Below are 14,592 nucleotides of genomic sequence, written 5' to 3' on the forward strand. Positions count from 1 at the left end.
ATATATGTTTTTTGATGAACCTGCAAATGATGACTCTGGTTTAGAGGCGGCATTAATCATAAGAAGAGTGGTTGAAAATGGAGTTGAAAAAAATATTGCTCAGCTATATCATATTAAGTCTCATAATGGTAGAAGTAAGGAGAATATTTATGGAGCTTCAACATTTAGAGATTTTAGTGTTCCTTATGGTTTTTATACTTTAATAAAACAATTATAAAATTGAAAAGCCGTCCTACAAATTGAGAAGGCTTATTTTGTTTTGAATTCTTTCATCAATCATAAAAAAGAAACACTTAACCAACATTGAAAAAAGCGTCTGGATTGTATTTGTAACTAATTAAACTTACTACAATTGATGCTACTTAAAGACGAAGTCACTAGGATTTTCGAAGCTGGTATGTTAATGGTCTAATTTTTTAACCTCGATTATCTCAATGATTAAATAATTTTTATTGGAGTTCGATGAATTTCATTTGAAGTGGAAATCCCTTTTGTTTTTTATGAAAAGCCCTTCGACTGCGCTCAGGGTGACAAAAACAAAAAGATTGAAACGGAAAGCGGGAAAATGGATTCCAAAAAAGCCTGAATGGTTCGCTTCAAAAACTTTTGTTAAACCATTTCTGCCATCTTGTCATATTTTATAATTTAGTATTATCTTTGCTTCCCGATTTAGCGAAGAATATTTTATGGAAAAAGAAATTGACGAGAAAAAACAAGGCACATCACTTGTTTTAGAACACAAGGAAGAAAATACAAAGAAGCTTTTTATAGAGAGTTATGGTTGTGCGATGAATTTTTCGGACAGCGAGATTGTAGCTTCAATTTTGACCGAACAAGGTTATAATACAACTCAGAATTTGGAAGAAGCCGATTTGGTTTTGGTGAATACTTGTTCTATTCGCGACAAGGCAGAAATGACGGTAAGAAAGCGTTTGGAGAAATATAATGCCGTGAAACGCAGTATTAATCCAGGGATGAAAGTTGGGGTTTTGGGCTGTATGGCGGAACGCTTGAAAAGTCAATTCTTGGAGGAAGAAAAAATCGTTGATATGGTTGTTGGTCCTGATGCTTACAAGGATTTACCAAATCTTTTGAAAGAAGTGGAAGAAGGACGCGATGCCATAAATGTTATTCTTTCGAAAGATGAAACCTATGGCGATATTGCTCCGGTTCGTTTGAATAGTAACGGTGTGAATGCGTTTGTTTCTATTACTCGTGGTTGTGATAATATGTGTACGTTTTGTGTGGTTCCGTTTACTCGCGGACGTGAACGTAGTCGTGAACCGCAAAGTATTATGGAAGAAATTCAGGATTTGTGGAATAGAGGTTTTAAAGAAGTTTGTCTTTTAGGTCAAAACGTGGACAGTTACCTTTGGTATGGCGGCGGTTTGAAAAAAGATTTTGATAAAGCTACCGATATGCAAAAAGCTACGGCTACTGATTTTGCTCAACTACTGGAACAATGTGCTATTGCTTTCCCTAAAATGCGTTTCCGTTTTTCGACTTCCAATCCACAAGATATGCATGAAGAAGTGCTTCATGTGATTGCTAAATATGACAATGTTTGTAATTACATCCATTTACCGGTTCAAAGCGGAAGCACGAGAATTTTAAAGGAAATGAATCGCCAACATACGCGAGAAGAATACATGGAATTGGTAGATAAAATTAAGCGTATCATTCCAGATTGTTCGATTTCACAAGACATGATTACTGGTTTCCCAACAGAAACCGAAGAAGATCACCAAGATACGTTGAGTTTGATGGAATATGTTGAATATGACTTTGGTTATATGTTTGCGTATTCTGAACGACCAGGAACTTTGGCAGCGAGAAAGATGGAAGATGATGTTCCAGAAGAAGTGAAGAAAAGACGTTTGCAAGAAGTAGTTGATTTACAACAGATTTTAAGCGAAAAGAGAACAAAACGTTTCTTAGGTCAAACAGTAGAAATTTTGATTGAAAAAGAATCGAAGAAGTCAGACCAACATTGGAGCGGAAGAAATTCTGAGAATGTAGTAGCCGTTTTCCCGAAAGGTGATTATAAAGTTGGGGATTTTGTGATGGTGAAAATTAGTGATTGTACAACGGCGACATTGATTGGTGAAGCGGTTGGGTATAGTGAGATGAATTGATTTTTAGCCACAGATTAAAATGATTTTCACAGATTATTTTCTTAATAAACTTTAAAATGGAACATTACAGAGAAGAAGAAACATACAAGATTATTGGAATATGTATGGAAGTTCATAGAAATCTTGGCCCAGGTTTGTTAGAAATAATCTATAAAGATGCTTTAGAAATTGAATTTAAAGAAAATAACATCTTGTTTGAAAGGGAAAAAGAATTCATTATAGAATACAAAGGAAAAATTTTACCCCACCGTTTTTACGCTGACTTTATAGTTAATGAAGATATAATATTAGAAGTTAAAGCCATAAAAGAATTCTCAAATGAACACGTAGCGCAAGTTTTAAATTACATGAAACTATCTAATTCAGAAATAGGTTTACTGATTAATTTTCAACCAAAATCGCTACAATACAAACGATATGTGCTATAGTTACAAAATTAAAATTGATTTTAAAATCTGTGAAAATCATTTTAATCTGTGGCAAAAAAAATTAAAAAATGGAATCAGTTCAAAATATAAAACAACGGTTTGAAATTATTGGGAATGACCCAAAATTGAATCGTGCTATCGAGAAAGCAATTCAGGTTGCGCCAACTGATATTTCGGTATTGGTTGTTGGAGAAAGTGGTGTTGGAAAAGAAAGTATTCCAAGAATTATCCATTCGCTTTCGCACAGAAAACACGGAAAATACATTGCCGTAAACTGTGGAGCAATTCCAGAAGGAACGATTGATAGTGAGCTTTTTGGTCACGAAAAAGGTGCTTTTACTGGCGCAACAAATACGCGTGAAGGGTATTTTGAAGTAGCCGATGGCGGAACGATTTTTTTGGATGAAGTGGGCGAATTGCCGTTGACAACTCAAGTTCGATTGCTTCGTGTGTTGGAAAATGGTGAATTTATAAAAGTAGGTTCTTCACAAGTTCAAAAAACGAATGTTCGTATCGTTGCTGCAACCAACGTAAATATGTTTGACGCAATTGAAAAAGGCAAATTCCGTGAAGATTTATACTATCGTTTAAGTACGGTTGACATTCCATTGCCACCATTGCGCGACAGGAAAGACGACATTCATTTATTGTTTAGAAAATTCGCAGCTGATTTTGCTCATAAATATAAAATGCCACCGATAAAATTGAGTGACGATGCCATACAGTTTTTACAAAAATACCGTTGGAGTGGAAACATTCGTCAGTTGCGAAACGTAGCCGAGCAAATTTCGGTATTGGAAACCAATCGCGAGGTTACTTTGGCAACGTTGCAATCCTATTTACCAGTTGAAGGAAGCAATTTACCTTCGGTAGTTGGTGGAAAAAAAACGGATAGTGATTTTGCAACCGAAAGAGATATTTTATACAAAGTTCTTTTTGACATGAAAAGTGACTTGAATGATTTGAAAAAATTGACATTGGAATTGATGAAAAACGGTGCCAAAACACAAGACATCAATCCAAGTTTAATTCAAAAAGTATATGGTTCAGCAACAACCGAAAGTCCAATTGTTTTTGATGAAGAATCGCAACTCAATGCTATTCCAAAACACAACGAACCACATCAAGAAGAATTTGACGATGAAGATGATGACGCCAACTATTTAATGGCTGAAACCGTTGAAGAGGAAGAAGTTTTAAAATTGGAACAAAAAGAAATCGAGTTGATAAAGAAATCTCTTGAACGCCATAAAGGAAAACGAAAAGCTGCAGCCGATGAATTGGGAATTTCCGAAAGAACACTTTATCGAAAAATTAAACAATTTGATTTATAAAAGCTAGTATATTTGACTTTTGAAAAATAACAAATGAAATTTACAAAATACATATTGGTTTTATTGGTTGCTTTTGCAGTGAATGGTTGTGGTGTTTACAACTTTACCGGAACAGGAAAAATCAATGCCAAAACCTTTCAAGTGAATTATTTTCAAAATAATGCCGACTTGGTTGAACCCGGAATTGAACGAACATTTACATTGCGTTTGCAAGATTTAATTCAAAATCAAACCAATTTAAATTTAACAAATTCCAATGGTGATTTGGTTTATGAAGGCGAAATCACTCGTTACAGCGTTACTCCAATGACCGCAACGGCAGATATTAGAGCAGCACAAAACCGTTTATCGATTACCGTTAACGTTCGATTTACCAATAAAAACAAAGAAGAAGATAATTTTGAAAAAAGTTTTACATTCTTTGATGATTTTCCAGCAAATACACAATTAACTGGCGCACAATTAACAACTTCGTTGGATGCTATTTTTGAACGAATCACACAAGATATTTTCAACGAATCATTAGCAAAATGGTAATTTCCAATCCAATTGAAAATGACAGACAACTGAAAACCGATAACAAATAACAAAAACTTGAACCTAACCGATTATACTTTTTTACTCAACAAACCCGAAGCTATCAACGAGCGATATGCGGAAACTCTAGAAAATGTTCTAGAGGAATTTCCCTATTTTCAAAGTGCGCGCGTTTTGCGATTAAAACATTTGTACAATCAGGATAGTTACAAATACAATTATGCACTAAAAGTTGCCGCAGCTTATACAACCGACAGAAGTATGCTGTTTGATTTCATCACTTCCGATGATTTTGTAGCCGTTCAAAAAGGATTATACGAAAAGAAATTAGAAGAATTACTCAACATTAACGTTGTCGAAAGCGAAATTGTTGTCGTGCAAAATCATTCTTCGACTGCCAATTTATTAGAACAATCCATTCGTTCTTCCATCAAAGAATCAACAACCGAAGAAGAAAAAGTTGCTGAAAAACTAGAAATAGGAAAACCACTTGAATTTTCTAAAAACGAAAAACATTCCTTTGAAGAATGGTTGCAATTAGCACGTTTCAAACCCATCATCAGGGAAGAAATCAAAAAAGAAGAAACACATCCAGTTGACGAAGAACGCAAGAAAAAGCTGGATTTAATTGACAAATTCATCGAAAATAACCCAAAAATACCAACCGTTTCAAAAGACGCACCAGTACCAGAAATCAAACCATTCTCCGAAGAAACAACCTATCTAATGACCGAAACATTAGCCCGAGTTTATTTGGAACAAAAAAAATATACCAAAGCAATTCAAGCTTATGAAATATTAATTTTGAAATATCCAGAAAAAAGTAGTTTCTTTGCAGACCGAATTTTAGATATAAAGACTTTACAACAAAATAATAATTAGTAATGAGTACATTTTCAATCTTTTTAGTATTAATCACAATCGTTTGTTTTTTACTAATCGTAGTTATCATGGTTCAAAACCCTAAAGGCGGCGGACTTTCATCAACACTTGGTGGTTCAACCCAGTTAGGTGGTGTTCAAAAAACAACAGACTTCCTAGACAAAAGCACATGGACATTAGCAGGAGTTTTAATCCTATTAATACTTTTCTCAAGTCTAAGTTTTACTGGAACATTAAACGATTCGAGTTCAAAAGTAATTGACGAATCATCCATTTCAACGCCAGCAAAACCTGCTGAAACACCAGCAGCAAAAACTGAAACTGCAACTCCAATAACTCCAGCAGTTGAGGAGAAAAAATAAGAAATGCACAAATCTACAAAGAAAGTCTCGACCAAAATCGGGACTTTTTTTTTGAAAAAATTTGGAGCGAATCGCTTGAGTATTTTTACAATCCTGTCATCCTGAGCTTATCGTAGAACCAACTTCAATTCTATCTTTTTCTTTCCAAGAAAAAGGATGCCATTTCAGTCAGTCCCGAAACTTCGGGATATTAGAAAATAGTCTTACCATTTTGTCAACTTTGTCTATCTTCGCTGAAAAATTGTCAGTTTTGCCCAAATGGCACAATTTCTGACTAATTAAAAGCAACAATAAAATTTTAATAAATCATAAAATATAAACATTATGGCATTAAACATTAAACCGCTTTCAGACCGCGTAATTGTGGAACCAGCAGCAGCCGAAACACAAACTGCTTCTGGAATTATTATTCCCGATACAGCAAAAGAAAAACCACAAAAAGGAACTGTTCTTGCTGTAGGTAATGGCAAAAAAGACGAACCAATGACAGTAAAAGTTGGCGATACCGTTCTTTATGGTAAATACGCTGGAACCGATCTAAAATTGGATGGAAAAGATTATTTAATTATGAGAGAAGACGATATTCTTGCAATTATTTAATTAGAATTAAGATTTGAGTATTAAGTAATAAGACAAAAAAAACAAAAATTAAAATGGCAAAAGATATAAAATTCGATATTGAAGCACGTGACGGATTAAAACGTGGTGTTGACGCTTTAGCAAATGCAGTAAAAGTAACTCTTGGACCAAAAGGTAGAAATGTAATTATTTCAAAATCATTTGGCGGACCAACAGTAACTAAAGATGGTGTTTCTGTGGCTAAAGAAATAGAATTAAAAGATCCATTAGAAAATATGGGTGCGCAAATGGTTAAAGAAGTAGCGTCAAAAACTAATGATTTAGCTGGAGACGGAACTACAACTGCAACCGTTTTGGCACAAGCCATTGTAAAAGAAGGATTAAAAAACGTTGCCGCTGGAGCCAATCCAATGGATTTAAAACGCGGAATTGACAAAGCAGTTGAAGCCATCGTTGCTGACCTTGGAAAACAAGCGCAAGAAGTTGGTTCATCATCAGAAAAAATCAAGCAAGTTGCTTCAATTTCTGCTAATAACGACGAAGTTATTGGTGATTTAATTGCTACTGCTTTTGGAAAAGTTGGAAAAGAAGGTGTAATCACGGTTGAAGAAGCCAAAGGAACAGATACTTATGTAGATGTTGTAGAAGGAATGCAATTTGATAGAGGTTATTTATCTCCATACTTTGTTACTAATCCAGAGAAAATGAATGTAGAATTGGAAAATCCTTACATTCTATTATATGACAAAAAAGTATCTTCGTTAAAAGAATTACTTCCTGTTCTTGAACCAGTCGCTCAATCTGGAAAACCATTATTAATTATTGCAGAAGATGTTGATGGTGAAGCGTTATCAACTTTGGTTGTAAATAAATTACGTGGTGCATTAAAAATTGCAGCAGTTAAAGCTCCAGGATTTGGCGACAGAAGAAAAGCCATGCTAGAAGACATCGCTATCTTAACTGGCGGAACTGTAATTGCAGAAGAAAGTGGTTATACACTAGAAAATGCAACTTTAGAAATGCTTGGAACAGCAGAAAAAATCGCTATCGATAAAGACAATACTACAATTGTAAATGGTGCTGGAAATGCCGATTTAATTAAAAACAGAGTAAATCAAATCAAAGGTCAGATGGAAACTACGACCTCTGATTATGATAAAGAAAAATTACAAGAACGTTTGGCTAAATTGGCTGGCGGTGTTGCAGTTCTTTATGTTGGTGCTGCTTCTGAAGTAGAAATGAAAGAGAAAAAAGACCGCGTTGACGATGCTTTACATGCAACTCGTGCTGCTGTTGAAGAAGGAATTGTTGCTGGTGGTGGCGTTGCTTTATTAAGAGCAAAAGCTACATTAACCTCAATAAAAGCTGACAATGCTGACGAAGCAACTGGAATTCAAATTGTATCTCGTGCTGTTGAATCTCCATTGAGAACAATTGTTGAAAATGCAGGTTTAGAAGGTTCTGTTGTAGTAGCAAAAGTATCTGAAGGAAAAGAAAACTTTGGTTACAATGCAAAAACAGACGAATATGTTGACATGCTAAAAGCTGGAATTATCGATCCTAAAAAAGTAACTCGTGTAGCTTTAGAGAACGCTGCATCAGTTGCTGGAATGATTTTAACAACTGAATGTGCTTTAATTGAAATCAAAGAAGAAAACGCAGCTGGAATGCCAATGGGCGGAGGAATGCCAGGCATGATGTAAAAATCAATAAATCCCAAAAATAAAAAGCTAAATTCAAATTTGGTACAACTAAAAAATCCGTCATTTCATAGTGACGGATTTTTTTATTGCTTTTTATTTTTTTCTTATTCTGTAGCTTTTGGCTTCTTAAACAACTTAACAATAACTGGAAAAGTTGAAATCAAAATAATCAAAATAATAATTTTTTCAATGTGATGTTTTAAATCGATATCAAATTTATCAAGGAACAAACCATATAAATAATGTCCAGCAAAAATCAAGGTAAATGCCCAAAGGAAAGAACTTAAAATGTTATAAAACATAAATTTCTTTTTGTCCATGAAAACAATTCCGGCAACAATTGGTGCAAAAGTCCTAAAAATTGGAAGGAAACGGGCAAAAATTATCGCTTTTCCACCATATCTTTCGAAGAAATCTTTTGATTGAATTAAATATTTTTTCTTGAACCAAAAGCTATCTTCTTTTTTATACAAATAGTAACCGCTTTTACTTCCAAACCAATACCCAACCATATTTCCAATAATTCCGGCAACTGCAACTAATGTTGAAAGTAAAAGTACATTGGCAAAATCATTTTCAATAAAAATAAAATTTTCCACTAAACTTCTGCTGTAAATTCCAGCTAAAAAAAGTAAGCTATCACCAGGTAAAAAGAAACCTGCAAAAAGACCAGTTTCTGCAAAAACTATAAACAATACAATCCATAAACCAACCTTTACACCACCAACTGTCATGGTTATGTAAAACTCAGGATTTAATAATTGCATCCAATCAAATTCACTCATCAATATTAATTTTAAGGGTAAAAAATTCGAGCGTGAAAGTAGTGATATTTTTTGGTTTAAAAGGCAGTTTTAACGTATTTCTAAGGTTTTATTGTGTCAAAAAACTTAAATTATGAAACAACGATACCGAAACTGTATGACGCATCAAATTATTAGATGAACTCGACGTAATAAAATGGTTCATATAACCCAATTCAAACCTTGTTTTGTTTTCAAAATTCAATCCTAAACCAACCAAAAATCGGTTTTGATCAAAAAATTTAGAATTCACTTTATTATCACCTAGATTAAAGAAAACTTCGCTTTGCAAAATACCATAAATCTCACTTTCATTTTTATGCAAAGGCATGATTTGAAATAAATTTCTATTCAAATAACGCAATCTATTTTGATAATTTGTCGCTAAATTTATCACTTCATCATCAATCAAACCAAGCTCTTCAACCCAACGTTGCTCTAATCGAAAACGATGTATTATAGTATTTTTATCCGAATGCCATTTTTTATTTATTTGATATTGTTCCCAAATTCTATTTTCGGAAAAATAATCATCTACCGAACGATTTAATGTTTTTACTAAAGCATATCCAGCGGTTACACTTTGATTTTTTGGCAAATAGTAAATCGCTCCAACTCGATATAAATTCTGCAAACTTTGCTCCAATTCATTATCCAATCGAAACTGTGCTTCGGCATGATAACCCCATTTTTCAGCAACTTTATATTGACCTGCATAAGCAAACCAAACCGTTTGATCTTGCGTCGTTTTTTGAGCAAAATTTTTTCCAAAAAACAAAATAAACAACAAAGCTAATTTTTTCAAAATAACTATTTTTAAAATAAAAACTCCTCTTCAAAGATACGGAGTTTTAAACTACTTTCTTCCATACATACAACATCCGTGAAGCCTTTCATAATCGTCATCAGTTGCTTTTACTTCATCAGTATCATGACCAACTTTGGCAATCGCTTTTTTCACCTCAATCAGCGAACATTTCTCTTCATTGATTATCAAATGTAATGTAGTATCATCCGAATGCCATTCTGCACTTTTTACGCCTTTTACAGAAAAAGCAGCTTGCTCAATTCGTTTTTTACACATTTCGCAATTGCCATTAACTTCGATATCGTATTTAGCGTTTTTTTTCTTTTTTTCTTGTGCTTGTGTTGAAAGAGTTACAAACAGTAACATCATTCCTAAAATTATATTTTTCATTTTGTAATTGATTTTTGAATTTGAAATTGATTTTTGAGATTGATTTTTGAGATTGAAATTGTTATTATTTTATTTTAAATCGTAATCCTGCGTAATACATTTGCCCAAAAACTGGTGCATACACAATTGATGTATCAAAATTTGGTCCAAAAGGATTGTCGCTACCCAAAACCGCTTTGCTTTGACGGTAATTTCCAATATTTTCTCCACCAATATACATTTCGAACGTACTAGAAAATGTTCGAGTAATTTGTGCATTCATCACTCCAAATGAAGGTGAGAAATTAGGTAATCTGTCTTGTTCTGGATTTGTTGCTGTGTTGGGCAATTGTTGTTTTCCTAACCAATTGAAGGTATAATCAAATTTCCATTGTTGCCCTTTATCTTTAATATGCGTTTCATATTCTACATTGGCAAAAAATCGATGTTTGGCTTGTAAAGGTCGTTGATAACTTCCTGAAAGATAATCGGTTGAAATATCAAAATATTTATACGCTGTTCGCAAATTAAAATGCTTGACAAGTTCTACATTGAAATCAACTTGTAAACTGTTAGCATACGATTTTCCATCTAAATCATAAAACAACAATTCTTGTGGACTTTGCATCACGTCAACCACGACTTGATTTTGAAAATCAGTTCGATAAAAATCTACTGTAACATCAGCACTTTTGGAAAATAATTTGAATTTTTGAGTAAAACTTACGCCATAATTCCAAGCAATTTCTGGACTTAAACCATAAACTTCGCCTTTTGTTCCCATAATTGAAATGGTTCTTGAACTGGCAAAAAGATTTTGATTTTCTGCAAAAATATTAGCGGCGCGTTTTCCTCTTCCAGCAGAAATTCTAAAAACTGAGTTTTCAAAAGCATTGTATTTCAGATGAAATCGCGGTGTAAAAAATGCTCCTAACCTATTGTGATAATCCATTCGTCCGCCAAGAACGTAGCTCAATTTATCGTTATTATCAAAAGTATATTCGAAGAATGCACCAACCGAATTGTCTATTCTACTAACATCAAACGTGTTGATATATTCCGAATATTTGTCATACATAAAATTCAAACCTGTTGAAAATTTATGCATCGTATTGCTGATAATCGAGTTAAAAATCAGGTTCGAATAATAACTTTGTTGCTTGATATCGTATTGATTTAAACCAAAATACGATTGTTGATTATGATTGGTAAATGCATTTTGAAAACCAATACTTTGAAAAGGCATTTCTTTCCAAACGTAACCTACTTTTGACGTAAAATCAAATCGCTCCGAATTAATTTCAGAACCCCAAAAAGTGGTTGTAAATTTATGTTTGTCTTTATCAAAATCGAGTTCTCCGGTTTGTTTTTCATCTTTCATAAAACGGAAATTAAAAAACGAAACCCAACCAGTTTCTGCATTTGCATATTGCCAACGATTAGCAACATTGATTTGTTTTCCCAACGGATTATCTAGGAAACCATCATTATTCATATCGTTTTTTGACACGCGCGCATTTCCGTGAACAAAAAGACTTGTTGCCCATTTATCGGATAATTTTTTGTTGAAATGTGTATTTAATTCAAAACGCGAATCGGTCGAACCATAAGCATTCAAGAAAAAAGGAATGTCGTTCATCGGTTTCAACAATTCGGTATTGATTTGTCCCGAAATACTTTCATAACCGTTAACAACACTTCCTGCGCCTTTGGTAATTTGAATATTATCAACCCAAGTTCCAGGCGTGAATGATAATCCAAATGCTTGTGAAGCACCACGAACTGAAGGTACATTTTCTTCCGTAATCATAATATATGGCGAAGTTAATCCAAGCATTTTTATTTGCTTAGTTCCTGTTAAAGCATCGGAAAAATTAACATCGATGGAAGGATTGGTCTCAAAGCTTTCGGCTAAATTACAACATGCAGCTTTGAGTAATTCTTTACTGGTAACCAATGTCATATTGGCTGTACCTTTTAGTGATTTTTTTAGTCCTTTTTGCGTTGCTTTTACTTGCACTTCTTCGAGTTTTTCTTGTGCAAAAACATTGTAAGAAAACAACACTAATAAGAACCATAAAATGTTTTTCATTAGTTTATAATTTAATTATTAAAAAAATTCAAATAATATTGAAAATCAAATAATTAAATTAAGCATAGTAAATAAATTGACTGTAAAGTTTATATAACGGCGGCGCGTTGGCATCGCAATAATACGCGACAATTGGAGTTTGGAATTGGTCTTTAGAAAAACCAAATTGAGGTGTTTTGTATTCGCTGAAATAAAAAACAGTATTCATATCAAAAACTATTGTTTTGATAATAATTTTTTCTGTTTTGTTTTTTAGATTAACTTCTTTGTCGGAGCAACATTTTTCGTGCGTTGGTTCCGCTTTCGCACAACAAGTTTTTTCAACTTCTATTGTCATTGCACAAACTTCAGCATCGGAAAAAACAGAAGTTATTGAAGCAATTTTCCCTTCACAAAAATGTACATTAAAAGCCAACCCCGAATTGGAAACCAAAACGAAAAACGCAATTAAAATACTTAGTTGTTTTTTGAAAATCATGATGCAAAGATAAAAAAAAGACAAATTACTTGTTCTTAAGATTTTCTTATTTGTTTTTGATAATAAAACGCTGGAATAAAAAGCAAAATAAATATCGGTTGGATGATAAATCTTCGAATGTAGAATAAGGTCATTTTGCTTTCTTCGCCAAAAAAATTGAGCACAAAAAAGAAACTTATCATCAATATTGAACCCAAAATCATGTATAACAATATGGAAAATTTAACCATTTTTCCGTCATTAAAAATCACATACAAAAGAAATAATGAAATCACAGAATTGAGATAAAACCGAAATCCTAAACTTAAAAACAGCTTGACTACGCTTATTTCAGGAAAAGGCAAATTGGCATATTCGCTTTTGAAATAATTTAAAAAAGGATCATAAAAAAGAGTGTTTTCAAAAGCTCTGATTGAAATTAATAAGAGAACCAAAAAAGAAACCTGAGCTACTTTTTTTTTATTTTGAAGGAGTTGTTGAAGCATAAGACGAATATTTATTAACCCAAATTACCCAAAGAAAAAACACAACACCATAAATAAATAGTGGAAAAACAACACCATGAAGCAGATGTTCTAAATTTGGATAATGATACAAAGCGATACTTAAAAGCGCAATTCTAAAAATATTTAAAAGATGAATTACAAAAAGTCCAATCAAAATAAAAAGGATAGTATTTTTTAATTTTCCTGTAAAAGCAACCACAAAAGCAACAAACAAAATCATCACGCTAACTGCGTTACAACCTTCAATAATTCTGGCAATATATTTTCCGTGATAAAACAATTTCACACTTGGTTCTTTCAAATGCGGCATTGTATAGGAATTGTTGTCAACCAACTGTAAAAGAAACTCGGTTTGACTAGCAACAATTTTAGTAAAACCATCCGTTTCCGCTTTTTTTACATCAAATTGACCTAAATAACTTTGATACAAAAAAGTAAGAAGCAAATAAGTCAACGCAAATTTTCCTAAAAACAAAAGAAAGGGTTTGTATTGCTGTATGGTATTTTTCAAATGGAAATTTTTAACAAATTTATATAAAATAAAAAAAGTACAGTCATTACTTTTGCATAAAAAAATTGAAAATGAATTTTGAAAACCTAAAACTACAAGTCATCACTATTCTTTCTGAAAATAATTTAGAAAGAGATTTGAAACTGAAAAATCTTTGTCAATTCCTATCTGACAATATAAATTATTATAATTGGGTTGGTTTTTATTTTGCCAATCACGAAAACAAAACCTTACATCTTGGACCATATGTTGGTGCCGAAACCGATCATACTGTAATTCCGTTTGGAAAAGGAATTTGCGGACAAGTAGCCGAATCGAATGCCAATTTTGTTGTACCAGATGTTTCAGCACAAGATAATTATATTGCCTGTAGTTTTACGGTTAAATCAGAAATTGTAGTTCCGCTTTTTGTTAATGGAAAAAACATTGGTCAAATCGATATTGATAGTCATGTGTTTGATCCGTTCACCGAAACTGATGAGCGATTTTTAGAATTTGTAAATCAAGAGGTTGCTAAATTATTTTAAAAAAATATATTTGTAAAAAATTTTCAAATGAAATATCTAATATTTTTATTTTTTGTATCAACTACTACTTTAGCTCAATCTTCAAAAGATAAAACTATATACTTGGATTCTTTATTTTTTCCAACAACAAAAAAGGAATTTAAATATTACATGATTGTAGAGGATTATAAAAACACAAAACCAGAGTACTTTATAACCATTTACTATGCTTCTGGTAAAATTGAAAGTAAAGGGTATTCAAAAAGTAAAGATTTTTTCAAAAAAAAAGGTGAAATCATTTCATACTATGAAAACGAGACCATAAAATCAACTATATTTTTTGAAGACAATTTTCCAAATGGAAAATGCGTCTTATATTTTGAAAATGGCGAAAAAAAAATGGAAGGAAGATATCTTTTAACAACTGATATAGGAGGCAAAAGGAAAAGCAAATTAAGAATAGAAAATGCCTGGAATATTGACAAATTACAGGTTGTAACAGATGGAACGGGAGACTATGAAGAAGATGAATTTTTTATAGTTCACAACAATAATTATT

The 14,592-nt window shown here is 32.7% G+C and carries 18 protein-coding genes; 11 read left to right on the forward strand and 7 right to left on the reverse strand.

The features are described from left to right. The 9 genes from IAI56_RS13610 to groL all read left to right on the forward strand — a co-directional run. The coding region (locus tag IAI56_RS13610; protein ID WP_187658389.1) for a hypothetical protein at nucleotides 1-217 on the forward strand (217 nt) is incomplete at its 5' end. 469 nt (nucleotides 218-686) lie between these two features. Beyond that, complete coding sequence (miaB, locus tag IAI56_RS13615) at nucleotides 687-2,135, forward strand: tRNA (N6-isopentenyl adenosine(37)-C2)-methylthiotransferase MiaB (RefSeq protein WP_187658390.1); 1,449 nt, start codon at nucleotides 687-689, stop codon at nucleotides 2,133-2,135. 56 nt (nucleotides 2,136-2,191) lie between these two features. After that, nucleotides 2,192-2,563, forward strand: coding sequence for a GxxExxY protein (locus IAI56_RS13620; protein ID WP_187658391.1), 372 nt, complete (start codon nucleotides 2,192-2,194; stop codon nucleotides 2,561-2,563). Nucleotides 2,564-2,631: 68 nt separating this feature from the next. Then, nucleotides 2,632-3,897, forward strand: a complete 1,266-nt coding sequence (locus IAI56_RS13625) for a sigma-54 interaction domain-containing protein (RefSeq protein WP_187658392.1) — start codon at nucleotides 2,632-2,634, stop codon at nucleotides 3,895-3,897. Nucleotides 3,898-3,930: 33 nt separating this feature from the next. Next, complete coding sequence (locus IAI56_RS13630; protein ID WP_187658393.1) at nucleotides 3,931-4,434, forward strand: LptE family protein; 504 nt, start codon at nucleotides 3,931-3,933, stop codon at nucleotides 4,432-4,434. Nucleotides 4,435-4,491: 57 nt separating this feature from the next. Beyond that, nucleotides 4,492-5,316, forward strand: a complete 825-nt coding sequence (locus IAI56_RS13635) for a tetratricopeptide repeat protein (protein WP_187658394.1) — start codon at nucleotides 4,492-4,494, stop codon at nucleotides 5,314-5,316. Nucleotides 5,317-5,318: 2 nt separating this feature from the next. Beyond that, nucleotides 5,319-5,678 (forward strand): preprotein translocase subunit SecG, encoded by a 360-nt coding sequence (gene secG / locus IAI56_RS13640; RefSeq protein WP_187658395.1) that lies wholly within the window; start codon nucleotides 5,319-5,321, stop codon nucleotides 5,676-5,678. 324 nt (nucleotides 5,679-6,002) lie between these two features. Then, complete coding sequence (locus IAI56_RS13645; RefSeq protein ID WP_035125548.1) at nucleotides 6,003-6,278, forward strand: co-chaperone GroES; 276 nt, start codon at nucleotides 6,003-6,005, stop codon at nucleotides 6,276-6,278. 53 nt (nucleotides 6,279-6,331) lie between these two features. Continuing rightward, a complete protein-coding gene (gene groL / locus IAI56_RS13650) occupies nucleotides 6,332-7,960 on the forward strand; it encodes a chaperonin GroEL (RefSeq protein ID WP_187658396.1) in 1,629 nt (542 codons plus the stop codon). Nucleotides 7,961-8,064: 104 nt separating this feature from the next. Here groL and IAI56_RS13655 read toward each other — a convergent pair whose 3' ends face one another. The 7 genes from IAI56_RS13655 to xrtF all read right to left on the reverse strand — a co-directional run bounded on the left by IAI56_RS13655 (nucleotide 8,065) and on the right by xrtF (nucleotide 13,527). Continuing rightward, on the reverse strand, nucleotides 8,065-8,745 hold the full coding sequence (locus IAI56_RS13655) for a DedA family protein (RefSeq protein ID WP_187658397.1): 681 nt from the start codon (nucleotides 8,743-8,745) through the stop codon (nucleotides 8,065-8,067). Nucleotides 8,746-8,833: 88 nt separating this feature from the next. Continuing rightward, nucleotides 8,834-9,568 (reverse strand): DUF2490 domain-containing protein, encoded by a 735-nt coding sequence (locus IAI56_RS13660; RefSeq protein ID WP_187658398.1) that lies wholly within the window; start codon nucleotides 9,566-9,568, stop codon nucleotides 8,834-8,836. Between the two features lie 51 nt (nucleotides 9,569-9,619). Then, nucleotides 9,620-9,961, reverse strand: coding sequence for a heavy-metal-associated domain-containing protein (locus IAI56_RS13665; protein WP_187658399.1), 342 nt, complete (start codon nucleotides 9,959-9,961; stop codon nucleotides 9,620-9,622). Nucleotides 9,962-10,025: 64 nt separating this feature from the next. Continuing rightward, on the reverse strand, nucleotides 10,026-12,032 hold the full coding sequence (locus tag IAI56_RS13670; RefSeq protein ID WP_187658400.1) for a TonB-dependent receptor plug domain-containing protein: 2,007 nt from the start codon (nucleotides 12,030-12,032) through the stop codon (nucleotides 10,026-10,028). A 58-nt stretch (nucleotides 12,033-12,090) separates the two neighbouring features. Continuing rightward, the gene (locus IAI56_RS13675; RefSeq protein WP_187658401.1) at nucleotides 12,091-12,510 is read right to left on the reverse strand and encodes an HYC_CC_PP family protein; all 420 of its coding nucleotides are present in this window, start codon (nucleotides 12,508-12,510) and stop codon (nucleotides 12,091-12,093) included. Between the two features lie 35 nt (nucleotides 12,511-12,545). Then, on the reverse strand, nucleotides 12,546-12,995 hold the full coding sequence (locus IAI56_RS13680; RefSeq protein ID WP_187658402.1) for an exosortase F system-associated membrane protein: 450 nt from the start codon (nucleotides 12,993-12,995) through the stop codon (nucleotides 12,546-12,548). Next, a complete protein-coding gene (gene xrtF, locus IAI56_RS13685) occupies nucleotides 12,970-13,527 on the reverse strand; it encodes an exosortase family protein XrtF (RefSeq protein WP_187658403.1) in 558 nt (185 codons plus the stop codon). The genes IAI56_RS13680 and xrtF overlap by 26 nt, the downstream gene beginning before the upstream one ends. 71 nt (nucleotides 13,528-13,598) lie before the next feature. Between xrtF and IAI56_RS13690 the strand changes: the two genes are divergently transcribed. Both IAI56_RS13690 and IAI56_RS13695 read left to right on the forward strand, forming a co-directional pair. After that, entirely contained in the window at nucleotides 13,599-14,054 is a 456-nt protein-coding gene (locus tag IAI56_RS13690; protein WP_187658404.1) for a GAF domain-containing protein, read from the forward strand. A gap of 27 nt (nucleotides 14,055-14,081) precedes the next feature. Then, the coding region (locus IAI56_RS13695; protein ID WP_204158719.1) for a toxin-antitoxin system YwqK family antitoxin at nucleotides 14,082-14,592 on the forward strand (511 nt) is incomplete at its 3' end.

Source organism: Flavobacterium macrobrachii, assembly GCF_014486675.1.
GTDB lineage: Bacteria > Bacteroidota > Bacteroidia > Flavobacteriales > Flavobacteriaceae > Flavobacterium > Flavobacterium macrobrachii.

Bases quoted from the DNA above. Each gene is read 5' to 3' on its own strand.
- miaB (WP_187658390.1), top strand. From the start codon at position 687: ATGGAAAAAGAAATTGACGAGAAAAAACAAGGCACATCACTTGTTTTA.
- IAI56_RS13620 (WP_187658391.1), top strand. From the start codon at position 2,192: ATGGAACATTACAGAGAAGAAGAAACATACAAGATTATTGGAATATGT.
- IAI56_RS13625 (WP_187658392.1), top strand. From the start codon at position 2,632: ATGGAATCAGTTCAAAATATAAAACAACGGTTTGAAATTATTGGGAAT.
- IAI56_RS13630 (WP_187658393.1), top strand. From the start codon at position 3,931: ATGAAATTTACAAAATACATATTGGTTTTATTGGTTGCTTTTGCAGTG.
- secG (WP_187658395.1), top strand. From the start codon at position 5,319: ATGAGTACATTTTCAATCTTTTTAGTATTAATCACAATCGTTTGTTTT.
- IAI56_RS13645 (WP_035125548.1), top strand. From the start codon at position 6,003: ATGGCATTAAACATTAAACCGCTTTCAGACCGCGTAATTGTGGAACCA.
- groL (WP_187658396.1), top strand. From the start codon at position 6,332: ATGGCAAAAGATATAAAATTCGATATTGAAGCACGTGACGGATTAAAA.
- IAI56_RS13655 (WP_187658397.1), bottom strand. From the start codon at position 8,745: ATGAGTGAATTTGATTGGATGCAATTATTAAATCCTGAGTTTTACATA.
- IAI56_RS13665 (WP_187658399.1), bottom strand. From the start codon at position 9,961: ATGAAAAATATAATTTTAGGAATGATGTTACTGTTTGTAACTCTTTCA.
- IAI56_RS13670 (WP_187658400.1), bottom strand. From the start codon at position 12,032: ATGAAAAACATTTTATGGTTCTTATTAGTGTTGTTTTCTTACAATGTT.
- IAI56_RS13675 (WP_187658401.1), bottom strand. From the start codon at position 12,510: ATGATTTTCAAAAAACAACTAAGTATTTTAATTGCGTTTTTCGTTTTG.
- IAI56_RS13680 (WP_187658402.1), bottom strand. From the start codon at position 12,995: ATGCTTCAACAACTCCTTCAAAATAAAAAAAAAGTAGCTCAGGTTTCT.
- IAI56_RS13690 (WP_187658404.1), top strand. From the start codon at position 13,599: ATGAATTTTGAAAACCTAAAACTACAAGTCATCACTATTCTTTCTGAA.